Annotated in this window: 9 protein-coding genes; 3 read left to right on the forward strand and 6 right to left on the reverse strand. The window is 70.7% G+C overall.

What is annotated here, in order from left to right:
- Positions 1-141: 141 nt before the first annotated feature.
- The 6 genes from ABD366_RS07495 to ABD366_RS07520 all read right to left on the reverse strand — a co-directional run bounded on the left by ABD366_RS07495 (position 142) and on the right by ABD366_RS07520 (position 6,358).
- Entirely contained in the window at positions 142-1,167 is a 1,026-nt protein-coding gene (locus ABD366_RS07495) for a LacI family DNA-binding transcriptional regulator (protein ID WP_324770515.1), read from the reverse strand.
- A complete protein-coding gene (locus tag ABD366_RS07500) occupies positions 1,160-1,480 on the reverse strand; it encodes an L-rhamnose mutarotase (protein WP_324770513.1) in 321 nt (106 codons plus the stop codon). The genes ABD366_RS07495 and ABD366_RS07500 overlap by 8 nt, the downstream gene beginning before the upstream one ends.
- A gap of 31 nt (positions 1,481-1,511) precedes the next feature.
- Entirely contained in the window at positions 1,512-2,603 is a 1,092-nt protein-coding gene (gene rhaS / locus ABD366_RS07505; protein WP_324770512.1) for a rhamnose ABC transporter substrate-binding protein, read from the reverse strand.
- Between the two features lie 51 nt (positions 2,604-2,654).
- Positions 2,655-3,665 (reverse strand): ABC transporter permease, encoded by a 1,011-nt coding sequence (locus ABD366_RS07510; RefSeq protein ID WP_324770582.1) that lies wholly within the window; start codon positions 3,663-3,665, stop codon positions 2,655-2,657.
- 16 nt (positions 3,666-3,681) lie between these two features.
- Entirely contained in the window at positions 3,682-4,737 is a 1,056-nt protein-coding gene (locus tag ABD366_RS07515; protein WP_324770511.1) for an ABC transporter permease, read from the reverse strand.
- A 109-nt stretch (positions 4,738-4,846) separates the two neighbouring features.
- Positions 4,847-6,358, reverse strand: a complete 1,512-nt coding sequence (locus ABD366_RS07520; RefSeq protein ID WP_324770510.1) for a sugar ABC transporter ATP-binding protein — start codon at positions 6,356-6,358, stop codon at positions 4,847-4,849.
- 388 nt (positions 6,359-6,746) lie between these two features.
- Between ABD366_RS07520 and rhaI the strand changes: the two genes are divergently transcribed.
- From rhaI to ABD366_RS07535, 3 genes are all read left to right on the forward strand, one after another.
- Entirely contained in the window at positions 6,747-7,913 is a 1,167-nt protein-coding gene (gene rhaI, locus ABD366_RS07525; protein WP_324770509.1) for an L-rhamnose isomerase, read from the forward strand.
- Between the two features lie 177 nt (positions 7,914-8,090).
- Positions 8,091-10,130, forward strand: a complete 2,040-nt coding sequence (locus ABD366_RS07530) for a bifunctional aldolase/short-chain dehydrogenase (protein WP_324770508.1) — start codon at positions 8,091-8,093, stop codon at positions 10,128-10,130.
- 305 nt (positions 10,131-10,435) lie between these two features.
- Complete coding sequence (locus tag ABD366_RS07535; RefSeq protein ID WP_344441313.1) at positions 10,436-11,881, forward strand: rhamnulokinase; 1,446 nt, start codon at positions 10,436-10,438, stop codon at positions 11,879-11,881.
- Positions 11,882-11,894 lie beyond the last annotated feature (13 nt).

Below are 11,894 nucleotides of genomic sequence, written 5' to 3' on the forward strand. Positions count from 1 at the left end.
CCGCACACATGAGGGGCCGGACGGTTCCGTCCGGCCCCTTCTGCACGCTCCCGAACCACGAGGCGAACCCGCTCGATCCGTCGGTCCTCGTGGCCCTCCCGGGCCGTGCCTGAGGTGATCCGCGAGGCGGGCGGCGAGCACTCAGCTCAGCCCCCTGCTCGACCCTCGCACCACCAACTCCGGTCGCAGCACGACGTGTTGATGCCGGTGGTCGCCGGCCCGCTCGCCCGTCTCCTGGAGCAGCAGCTGCGCCGCGATGGTACCCAGGGTGAGGGCGGGCTGGCGTACCGAGGTGAGCGGGACCGTGGCGGCCGCCGCGAACTCGATGTCGTCGTAGCCGACGATGGACATGTCGTCGGGGACCTTGACCCCGGCCGCGTACAGGGCTTGCAGGACGCCGAGGGCGAGCAGGTCGTTGGCGCAGAAGACCGCGGTGGGGCGCTGCGCCAGGCCGAGGAGACGGGCGCCGGCGTCGCGTCCCGCGGCCACGTCGAGGCGCTCCGTGGGCAGTTCGCGCAGGAGTTCCTCGGACAGGCCCGCCTCGGCGAGTGCCTTGAGGGCGCCCTCCCGGCGGTCCTGCACCTGTTTGAGGTGGGCCGGGCCGCTGACGAAGGCGAGGGAGCGGTGTCCCCCGGCGACGAGGTGGCGGATGGCGAGCGCGCCGCCCGACACGTCGTCGACGGAGACCGAGCACCCCTCCTCGTCACCGGCGACCCGGTCCACCACCACGTACGGGATGCCGTGGCGGCGGAAGTCGCGCAGGGTCGCGCCGCTCGGGTCGGCCGGGGTGATCAGCGCGCCGCGTACCCGCTGTTCGGCGAAGAGGGAGAGATACTCGGCCTCCTCGGCGGCGCTCTGCGCGCTGTTGCACACCATGACGCCGAGCCCGGCGTCGCGGGCGGCCCGCTCGGCGCCGCGCGCGACGTCCACGAAGAACGGGTTGCCCATGTCCAGGACGAGCAGCGCCATGATGCGGCTGTGCCCGGCCCGCAGCTGGCGGGCGTACTCGCTGCGGACGTAGCCGAGGCGGGCGATGACCTGCTGGACGTGGCGCCGGGTCGGTTCGGAGACCCGGTGGGGCTGGTTGAGGACGTTGGAGACGGTGCCCACGGAGACTCCCGCTTCGTGGGCCACGTCCTTGATGCCGACCGATCCGCGCTCAGGCAAGGTGGAAGACCTCGGTGAGCGGCCGCATCGCGGCGTCCGGGGCCTGTCCGTCCAACTCCTCGAAGAACTGGCCCATTTCGGCCTGCCAGCGGGCGTTCACGTCGGTGGCGTCCATGGCGGCGCGGGCCGCGTCGAAGTCCGCCGTCTCCAGGTAGCCGACGAGCAGTCCGTCGTCCCGCAGGAAGAGGGAGTAGTTGTGCCACCCGGTGGCGGTCAGGGCCTCCCGCATCTCCTGCCACACGTCCTCGTGGCGGGCGCGGTACTCGTCGGTCCGGTCGGCCTTGACCTTGAGCAGAAAGCAGACGCGCTGCATCGACACTCCTCAGAACTCGATCAGGAAGTGATCAGAACTTGAACTGGTCGATGTTCTTCTTGTCGAAGACCGTCGGCTTGCCGAGGGAGACGACACCGTCCTTGCCGATGGTGAACTCGCCCAGGTCGCCGGCCTTGTAGGTCTCGCCCTCCTTGCCGGTGATCTGGCCGGACTCCAGAGCGACGGCGGTGTGCGCGGCGAGCGCGCCCAGCTTGGCCGGGTCCCACAGCTCGAACGCGTCGACGGTGCCGTTCTTGACGTAGGCGCGCATGTCGTTCGGGGTGCCGAGGCCGGTCAGCTTGACCTTGCCCTTGTACTTCGATCCGGACAGGTACTGGGCGGCGGCCTTGATGCCGACGGTGGTCGGGGAGATGATCCCCTTCAGCTTCGGGTGCTCCTGGAGGAGGCCCTGTGTCTGCTGGAACGACTTCTGGGCGTCGTCGTCACCGTAGGCGGTCGTGACGAGCTTGATGTCCTTGTACTCGGGCTTCTTCAGCTCGTCCTTCATGTAGTCGATCCACGTGTTCTGGTTGGTGGCCGTCTGGGCCGCCGAGAGGATCGCGATCTCGCCCTTGTTGCCGATCTGCTTCGCCATCTGCTGCACCTGCGTGCGGCCGAGGTCCTCGGCGCTGGCCTGCGAGACGAACACGTTGCGGCAGTCGACCTTGGTGTCGGAGTCGTACGTGACGACGCTGACGCCGTTCTTCATGGCCTGCTTGAGTGCGGTGCACAGGGCGCCCGGGTCCTGCGCGGACACGGCGATGGCGTCGGCCTGCTGCTGGGTGAGGGTGTTGACGTAGGAGACCTGCCCGGAGGTGTCGGTGCCGCTGCTGGTGCCGACCTCCTTGTATGTCGAACCCAGCTCCTCGACCGCCTTCTTGCCGCCGTTGTCGGAGGTGGTGAAGTACGGGTTGTTGACCTGCTTGGGCAGGAAGGCGACCGTGAGGCCCTTCTTGGTGGCGGCGTTCGGGTCGGCCTTGCCGGCCGCGTTGGACTTCGCCGCCTCCTTATTGGCGTCGTCCTTGGTGGTGCCGCCACAGGCGGTGGCGCCGAGGACGAGCGCGGTGGTGACGGCGAGGGCCGCGGTGAGCCGACGGGTTCTGGCGGTGACGGTCCGGGACATGGCGGTTCCTTACGAGTGGTGGGCGGTACGGGGATGAGGGGCGGGCGCGTCTTACGAGGGGGCCGGCACCGGAGGTGGCGGGGCGGCGTCGGCGGTCTTGCGGCGGGCCCTGGCCTGGGCGATCTGGCGGCCGACGCGTGGGGCGAGTACGGAGATCACCAGGAGGACGCCGGTGACGACGATCTGGGACTGCGCGGAGACGTTCAGCAGGCTCATCACGTTCTGCAGCGAGCCGAGCAGGAAGACGCCCGCGATGGCCCCGCCGAGGGTGCCCTTGCCGCCGTCGAAGTCGATGCCGCCGAGCAGGACGGCCGCGATGACGGAGAGTTCGAGCCCGGTGGCGTTGTCGTAGCGGGCGCTGGCGTAGTGCAGGGCCCAGAAGACGCCGGTGAGCGCGGAGAGCACGCCCGTCGTCACGAACATGGACAGCTTGAGGCGCTTGACGCGGACGCCGGAGAAGCGGGCCGCTTCCTCGCTGGCGCCGATCGCGAAGAGCGAGCGTCCGACGCGGGTGGCGTGCAGGACGACTACGGCGATGGCGAGGAGGACGACGAACGGCAGAGCGGCGTACGGCAGGAAGGTGTCGCCGAAGCGGCCCGCGCCGAAGTCCAGGTACTGCGTCGGGAAGTCGGTGACCGAGTCGGAGCCGAGGACGATCTGGGCGATGCCGCGGTAGGCGGCCATGGTGCCGATGGTGACGGCGAGCGAGGGCAGGCCGAGTCGGGTCACGAGCAGGCCGTTGATCAGTCCGCAGACGACGCCGAGGAGCAGGCAGAGCGGGATGATCGTCTCGATGGCCATGCCCTGGTTCCACAGGGCGCCCATGACGGCCCCGGAGAGTCCGGCCGTCGAACCGACCGACAGGTCGACCTCGCCGGAGATGACCAGCATCGTCATCGGCAGCGCGATCAGGGCGATCGGCAGCGTGTTGCCGATCAGGAACGAGATGTTGAGCGCGTTGCCGAAGTTGTCGACGAACGAGAACGAGCAGAGCAGCAGCACGATCAGCAGGGCGCCGACCGCGGTGTCCCAGCGCACGGCGTTCTTGAGGCGGTCGGGCATGGCCTTCTGGAGGGTCTCAGGCATGGCGGGCGCTCCTCATCTGTGCGGCCTGCTTGCGCAGCACTGCGGCGACCCGCAGGGCCAGGATCCGGTCGACGGCGATGGCGAGCAGCAGCAGGATGCCGTTGATGGCGGTGACCCAGACGGAGCTGACACCGATGGCGGGCAGGACGCTGTTGATGGAGGTCAGCAGGAGTGCGCCGAGGGCCGCGCCGTAGACGGTGCCGGAGCCGCCGGTGAAGGCGACGCCGCCGACCACGACGGCGCTGACGACGGTGAGTTCGTAGCCGTTGCCGGTGGCGGAGTCGACGTTGCCGAAGCGCGCCAGGTAGAGGGCTCCGGCGAGTCCGGCGAGGGCGCCGCACAGCACGTAGGCCGTCATGATGCGCTTGCGGACGGGGACGCCGGCGAGGGTGGCGGCCTCGGGGCTGGAGCCGAGGGCGTACATGTCGCGGCCGCTGCGGTAGCTGCGCAGGTAGTAGCCGACGCAGAGCAGGACGGCGACGGCGAGGAGGGCCAGGTAGGGCACGATCCACAGGCCGTCGTGGCCGAAGTCGACGAAGGAGTCGGGCAGGTCGGCGGCGACGATCTGCTGCGAGCCGACCCAGATGGAGTCGATGCCGCGCACCACGTACAGGGTGCCGAGGGTGACGACGAGGGCGGGGACCTTGCCGAGGCTGACGAGGGCACCGTTCAGCACGCCGAAGAGAGCACCGATGGCGACCGCGTAGACGACGGCGATCAGTGAGCTGCCGCCGCCCTGGAGGTAATCGCCGGCGGTGAAGGCGGAGATGCCGAGGACGGAGCCGACGGACAGGTCGACGTTGCGGGTGATGACGACGACGGCCTGGCCGGTGGCGACGAGGACGAGGATGGTGGCGTTGAGGAGAAGGTCCTTGACGCCCTGCTCGGACAGGAACTCGCTGTTGGAGACCTGGGTGGCGAGCAGCATCAGGACGAGGACGCCGGCCACGGCGAGTTCGCGGGCCTTGAAGACCTTGTCGATGAGACGGCGCCCGGCGGTGGGTTCCGGTGCGGTGTCCTCCCGCACGGGTGGGGCGGTAACAGTCATGATGCAGCCACCAATACGTCCCTCAGGGGCGCGGGGAACGGCGCGAGCAACCACGAAGCACGCGCACCCGCACACGAACGATCAACAACCAACGGCGCATGGGCGGACATCAGGCAGCCCTCCCCGTAGCCGCGGCCATCACGGTCTCCTCATTCGCAGCGGAGCGACTCAGCTCAGCTGTGAGGCGTCCCTCGTGCATGACGAGCACCCGGTCGGCCATGCCGAGGATCTCCGGCAGGTCGGAGGAGATCATCAGGACGGCGACGCCCTCCGCGGCGAGCGAGGAGAGCAGCCGGTGCACCTCGGCCTTGGTGCCGACGTCGATGCCGCGGGTCGGCTCGTCGACGATGAGGACCTGCGGCCCGGTGGCGAGCCACTTGGCGAGGACGACCTTCTGCTGGTTGCCGCCGGACAGGGTGCCGACGACGTCGGCGAGGCGCGCGTACTTGACCTGGAGCTTGACGGACCAGTCGAGGGAGCGGCTGCGCTCGGCCCTGCGGTTCATGAGTCCGGCGCGGCTGGTGTCGGCGAAGCCGGTGAGGCCGATGTTTCGCTCGATGGACATGTCCATCACCAGGCCCTGGGCGCGGCGGTCCTCGGGGACGAGGGCGAGGCCCGCGTGCATCGCGAGGCTCGGGGCGCCGGGCTTGAGTTTCTGGCCGAGCACCTCGACGTCGCCGCCGTCGAACCGGTCGACGCCGAACACGGCGCGGGCCACCTCGCTGCGGCCGGCCCCGACGAGGCCCGCGAGGCCGACGATCTCGCCGCGCCGCACCTCGAAGGAGACGTCGGTGAAGACACCCTCGCGGGTCAGCCGGCGCACGCTGAGCGCCACCTCGCCGATCTCGGTGTCCTGCTTGGGGTAGAGCTCGTCGAGGTCGCGGCCGACCATGCGGCGTACGAGGTCGTCCTCGGTCAGTCCGTCGAGGGGCTCGCTGGCCACGAAGCCGCCGTCGCGCAGTGTCGTGACGCGCTGGCAGAGGCCGAAGATCTCCTCGAGGCGGTGCGAGATGAACAGCACGGCGGCGCCCTGCTCGCGCAGGGTCCGTACGACACCGAAGAGGCGGGCGACCTCGCTGCCGGTGAGCGCGGCGGTCGGCTCGTCCATGATCAGGACGCGGGCGTCGAAGGAGAGGGCCTTGGCGATCTCGACGAGCTGCTGGTCGGCGATGGACAGGCCGCGCGCGGGCTGGTCCGGGTCGAGCGCTACACCGAGCCGCTTGAACAGGCCGGCCGTGGCTTCCTTGACCGCGCGGTGGTCGACGCGGCCGAGCGAGCGGCGCGGCTGGCGGCCCATGAAGATGTTCTCGGCGATCGACAGGTCGGGGAAGAGCGTGGGCTCCTGGTAGATGACGGCGACGCCGGCGTCCCGGGCGTCGGCGGGGCCGTGGAACTCCACCGGCGCGCCGTCGAGCAGGACCGTGCCGCTGTCGGGCCGGTGCACCCCGGCGAGGGCCTTGATCAGGGTCGACTTGCCTGCGCCGTTCTCGCCGGCGAGGGCGTGCGCCTCTCCGGCGTACAGGCGCAGGCTGACGCCGCGCAGGGCGCGCACGGCGCCGAAGGACTTGCTCACCCCCTCCAGCGCGAGCACCGGAGTGGTCTCCGGTTCAGGATGCGTCATTGCATGTCTCCGTGAGTGTGCATGGGTGGGCCGTGCCGAGCGCACGAGAGTGGCTGAGGGCGCCGGGTGGATCACCGGCGGTGAAATGTTTCAGTGAAGTTGCCCGGAAGCTAGCTCCGTCGCTCCGGGGAGGTCAAGAGGCCGGAGTGGAACCCGATCCACCGAGCTGCGGCGAATTGCCCTCTTCGCCTCCCTCTCTCCCCCGTGAACTGCAAGGAAAAAGCAGGGAGGACCAGGGACGGGCCCGCAACAGCACGATTGCGTAACGCACTTGGCCTCGTGCCGGACCCCTTGACGCCCCGTTCCCCCGCGGTTAACTTCGCCAGCGAAGTGAATCGATTCACGCACCGCACCGCACCACACCCAGAGGTACACATCAGAGGTGGACATGCCTGACATCGCTGCCGTCAAGGCCGCACTCGCCAGCCAGCGGATCGAGACGCCGTCCTGGGGCTATGGCAACTCCGGCACCCGGTTCAAGGTGTTCGCCCAGGCCGGCGTGCCGCGTACCGCGCAGGAGAAGCTCGACGACGCGGCGAAGGTGCACGAGTTCACCGGTATCGCGCCCAAGGTGGCGCTGCACATCCCGTGGGACACCGTCGACGACTACGCGGCGCTCGCCGCCTACGCGAAGGAGCGCGGCGTCGAACTCGGCACCGTCAACTCCAACACCTTCCAGGACGACGACTACAAGTTCGGCAGCGTCTGTCACCCGGACCCGAAGGTGCGCCGGAAGGCTGTCGGCCATCTGCTGGACTGCGTCGACATCATGGACGCCACCGGGTCCAGGGACCTGAAGCTGTGGCTCGCCGACGGCACCAACTACCCCGGCCAGGACGACATCGTGGCCCGCCAGGACCGCCTCGCGGAGTCCCTTGCGGCCGTCTACGAGCGGCTCGGCGACGACCAGCGCCTGCTCCTGGAGTACAAGCTGTTCGAGCCCGCCTTCTACACGACGGACGTGCCCGACTGGGGCACCTCCTACATGCAGTGCATGAAGCTGGGTGAGCGCGCCCAGGTCGTCGTGGACACCGGGCACCACGCGCCGGGCACCAACATCGAGTTCATCGTGGCGCTGCTGCTGCGCGAGGGGAAGCTCGGCGGTTTCGACTTCAACTCCCGCTTCTACGCGGACGACGACCTGATGGTGGGCTCCGCCGACCCCTTCCAGCTCTTCCGCATCCTGCACGAGGTCGCGGGGAACGGCGGCTTCGACGCGGAGACGAACGTGGCGTTCATGCTCGACCAGTGCCACAACATCGAGGCGAAGATCCCCGCGGTCATCCGCTCCGTGATGAACGTGCAGGAGGCCACCGCCAAGGCGCTCCTCGTCGACCGCGACGCCCTGGCCGCGGCCCAGCGCGAGGGTGATGTCCTCACGGCCAACGCGGTCCTGATGGACGCGTACAACACCGACGTGCGCCCGCTGCTGCGCGAACTGCGCGAGGAGCAGGGCCTGAACCCGGACCCCGTCGCCGCGTACCACGCCAGTGGCTGGCAGGAGCGGATCGTGGCCGAGCGCGTGGGGGGCGAGCAGGCGGGGTGGGGGGCCTGACCCAAGCGTCTGCCGGGTGCTGACGGCGGACGGCCGCGCGTCGTCCGTGGTTGCCCGCGCAGTTCTCCCGCGTGTTGCCCGCGCGGTTCCCCCGCCTGTTGCCCGCGCAGTTCCCCCGTGCCCCTTCCGGGGTGCCCTCGCACCGCCCGACTCACATCGCAAGGGACAGATCACCGCATGCCTACGCACTCCGAAGTCAGCGCGCTTCTCGCGCGTTCGAACCGGCTCGGCGCCGACCCCCGCAACACCAACTACGCCGGCGGCAACACCTCCGCCAAGGGCACCGCCACCGACCCGGTGACCGGCACCGACGTCGAGCTGATGTGGGTCAAGGGCTCCGGCGGCGACCTGGGCACCCTCACCGAGGCCGGGCTCGCCGCGCTGCGCCTGGACCGTCTGCGGGCGCTCACCGAGGTGTACCCGGGGGTGGAGCGCGAGGACGAGATGGTCGCCGCGTTCGACTACTGCCTGCACGGCAAGGGCGGCGCCGCGCCGTCCATCGACACGGCCATGCACGGCCTGGTGGACGCCGTCCACGTCGACCACCTGCACCCCGACTCCGGGATCGCCCTCGCCTGCGCCGCCGACGGCGAGAAGCTGACCGCCGAGTGCTTCGGCGAGAAGGTGGCGTGGGTGCCGTGGCGGCGCCCCGGCTTCCAGCTCGGCCTGGACATCGCCGCCCTGAAGGCCGCCCACCCCGAGGCGATCGGCTGCGTCCTCGGCGGGCACGGCATCACCGCGTGGGGCGACACCGCCGAGGAGTGCGAGGCGAACTCGCTGTACATCATCCGCACCGCGGAGACGTTCCTCGCCGAGCGCGGCAAGGACGAGCCGTTCGGTCCCGTCATCGAGGGCTACGCGGCCCTCGGCGCGGCCGAGCGTCGCGCGCGGGCCGCCGAACTCGGTCCGTACGTACGCGGGTTGGCGTCTTACGACCGCCCCCAGGTCGGGCACTTCGACGACTCGGAGACCGTCCTGGACTTCCTGGCGAGCGCCGAGCACCCGCGCCTCGCCGCCCTCGGCACGTCCTGCCCGGACCACTTCCTTCGGACGAAGGTGCGCCCGCTCGTCCTGGACCTGCCGCCGACCGCTTCGCTGGACGAGGCGGTCGCGCGACTGAAAGAGCTGCACACCGAGTACCGCGAGGAGTACGCCGCCTACTACGCCCGGCACGCGGTCGAGGGCTCCCCCGCGATGCGCGGCGCGGACCCGGCGATCGTGCTCGTCCCCGGTGTCGGCATGTTCAGCTTCGGCAAGGACAAGCAGACGGCGCGGGTCGCGGGCGAGTTCTATCTCAACGCGATCAACGTGATGCGGGGCGCCGAGGCGGTCTCCACGTACGCGCCCATCGAGGAGTCCGAGAAGTTCCGGATCGAGTACTGGTCCCTGGAGGAGGCCAAGCTCCAGCGGATGCCGAAGCCGAAGGCGCTCGCCACGCGCGTGGCCCTGGTGACGGGCGCGGGCAGCGGTATCGGCAAGGCCATCGCGCACCGCCTGTCCGCCGAGGGCGCGTGTGTCGTCGTCGCGGACCTCAACGCCGAGGGCGCTGCCGCGGTCGCGGAGGAGCTGGGCGGCCCGGACAAGGCCGTCGCGGTCACCGTGGACGTGACGTCGGAGGAGCAGATCGCCGACGCGTTCCGCGCCGCGGCCCTCGCCTTCGGCGGCGTCGACCTGGTCGTCAACAACGCCGGCATCTCCATCTCCAAGCCGCTTCTGGAGACGACGGCCAAGGACTGGGACCTCCAGCACGCCATCATGGCCCGCGGCTCCTTCCTCGTCTCCCGCGAGGCGGCCCGCATCATGCGGCAGCAGGGCATGGGCGGCGACATCGTCTACATCGCCTCCAAGAACGCGGTGTTCGCCGGCCCGAACAACGTCGCCTACTCGGCCACCAAGGCCGACCAGGCCCACCAAGTACGCCTACTCGCAGCCGAGTTGGGCGGCGACGGCATCCGCGTCAACGGCGTCAATCCGGACGGGGTCGTGCGCGGCTCCGGCATCTTCGCGGGCGGCTGGGGCGCGCAGCGCGCGGCGACGTACGGCATCGAGGAGGAGAAGCTCGGCGAGTTCTACGCCCAGCGCACGCTCCTGAAGCGCGAGGTGCTCCCCGAACACGTGGCGAACGCGGTGTTCGCCCTGACGGGCGGCGACCTGACCCACACGACGGGCCTGCACGTCCCGGTGGACGCGGGGGTTGCGGCGGCGTTCCTGCGGTGAGAGGGGCCGGGGCGGAGCAGTGCAAACACGCGGCTCCGCCCCGCCAGAGGCGCGGGGAACTGCGCGAGCAACCACGACGCACCCCACTCCGCCAAGGGGCGCGGGGAACTGCGCGAACAGCCACAACGCACCCGCACCCGACCACCACACACCCCAACCCCGCCAAGGGGCGCGGGGAACTGCGCGCCCAGCCACGACACACCCCGCACCCATCGCCACGCACCCCACCCCCCTCAGGGGCGCGGGGAACTGCGCGACCAGCCGTCCACGACGCGCACACGACCGACTCACCGCACGGAGCCCTGATGTCCACCACCCCCTACGCCGCGATAGACCTGGGCGCATCGAGCGGCCGAGTCATCACGGCCCGGGTCACCGGAACAACCCTGAATCTCAGCGAAGCGCACCGCTTCCCGAACCGACCGGCCCGCACGGGCCCCGCCCTCCACTGGGACATCCTCAACCTCTACGCGGGCATCCTGGACGGGCTGCGCAAAGCGGGCCAGGTCCGTTCTCTCGGCATAGACAGCTGGGCCGTCGACTACGGCCTGCTCGACGCGGACGGTGCCCTCCTGGGCAACCCGTTCCACTACCGGGACACCCGCACGGAACACATCGCGGAGAAGGTCTGGGCAACCGTCCCCCCGGCCGAGCTGTACGCCGCGACCGGCCTCCAGTACGCCCCGTTCAACACCCTGTACCAACTCACGGCGGCCCGCGAAACAGCCCAACTCCGCGCAGCACAAAGCGCTTTGCTCATCCCGGACCTCCTCACCTACTGGCTCACGGGACAACAGGGCACCGAGCTGACGAACGCCTCCACCACCCAGCTCATCGACCCCCGCACGGGCGACTGGGCACACGACATCGCGGCCCGCACCGGCATCGACCTGGCCCTCTTCCCGCCGCTGCGCCGCCCGGGCGACCACGCCGGCGAGCTGCTCCCCCACGTCCTCGACGAGACCGGCCTCACCGGCCCCGTCCCGGTGACGACGGTGGCCTCGCACGACACCGCGTCGGCCGTCGCCGCCGTCCCCGCCACCGACGGCGAGAACTTCGCGTACATCTGCACCGGCACCTGGTCCCTCGCCGGCCTCGAACTCGACGCGCCCGTCCTGACCGAGGAGAGCCGCGCCGCGAACTTCACGAACGAGCTCGGCGTCGACGGCACGGTCCGCTACCTCCGCAACATCATGGGCCTATGGCTGCTCCAGGAGTGCCAACGAGCCTGGGGAGAACCGGACTTGACGGAACTCCTCCATGCGGCGGGGCAGGCGACGGGACTGCGCTCGGTCATCGACGCGGGCGACGCCGCGTTCCTCGCCCCCGGCGGTATGCCGGAGCGGATCGCCGCCGCCTGCCGCGCGAGCGGCCAGCCCGAACCCCGCACCCGCGCGGAGACGACCCGCTGCATCCTCGACTCGCTGGCGCTGGCCCACCGCAAGGCCGTCACGGAGGCGGCGCGGCTCGCCGACCGGCCGGTCGACGTCGTGCACATCGTCGGCGGCGGCGCCCGCAACGCCCTGCTGTGCCAGCTGACCGCCGACGCCTGCGGGCTGCCCGTGGTGGCGGGCCCCGCCGAGGCCGCCGCGCTCGGCAACGTCCTCGTCCAGGCGCGCGCCGACGGCGTCCTCGGTGACCGGGCGGCGGCCCGCCGGCTCGTCGCCGGCACCCAGGAGCTGACGCGGTACACGCCGCGCGCCGGCAGCGCCGAGTGGGTGGCGGCCGGGGCCCGTGTCGCCACCCCGTGACCCGGCCCCGCCG

The sequence above is a fragment of the Streptomyces kunmingensis genome (assembly GCF_039533535.1).
Taxonomy (GTDB): domain Bacteria; phylum Actinomycetota; class Actinomycetes; order Streptomycetales; family Streptomycetaceae; genus Streptomyces; species Streptomyces kunmingensis.

Excerpts from the sequence above, each read along its gene's own strand:
- rhaI (WP_324770509.1), top strand. The coding sequence starts at position 6,747 with ATGCCTGACATCGCTGCCGTCAAGGCCGCACTCGCCAGCCAGCGGATC.
- rhaS (WP_324770512.1), bottom strand. The coding sequence starts at position 2,603 with ATGTCCCGGACCGTCACCGCCAGAACCCGTCGGCTCACCGCGGCCCTC.
- ABD366_RS07535 (WP_344441313.1), top strand. The coding sequence starts at position 10,436 with ATGTCCACCACCCCCTACGCCGCGATAGACCTGGGCGCATCGAGCGGC.
- ABD366_RS07515 (WP_324770511.1), bottom strand. The coding sequence starts at position 4,737 with ATGACTGTTACCGCCCCACCCGTGCGGGAGGACACCGCACCGGAACCC.
- ABD366_RS07530 (WP_324770508.1), top strand. The coding sequence starts at position 8,091 with ATGCCTACGCACTCCGAAGTCAGCGCGCTTCTCGCGCGTTCGAACCGG.
- ABD366_RS07510 (WP_324770582.1), bottom strand. The coding sequence starts at position 3,665 with ATGCCCGACCGCCTCAAGAACGCCGTGCGCTGGGACACCGCGGTCGGC.
- ABD366_RS07500 (WP_324770513.1), bottom strand. The coding sequence starts at position 1,480 with ATGCAGCGCGTCTGCTTTCTGCTCAAGGTCAAGGCCGACCGGACCGAC.
- ABD366_RS07520 (WP_324770510.1), bottom strand. The coding sequence starts at position 6,358 with ATGACGCATCCTGAACCGGAGACCACTCCGGTGCTCGCGCTGGAGGGG.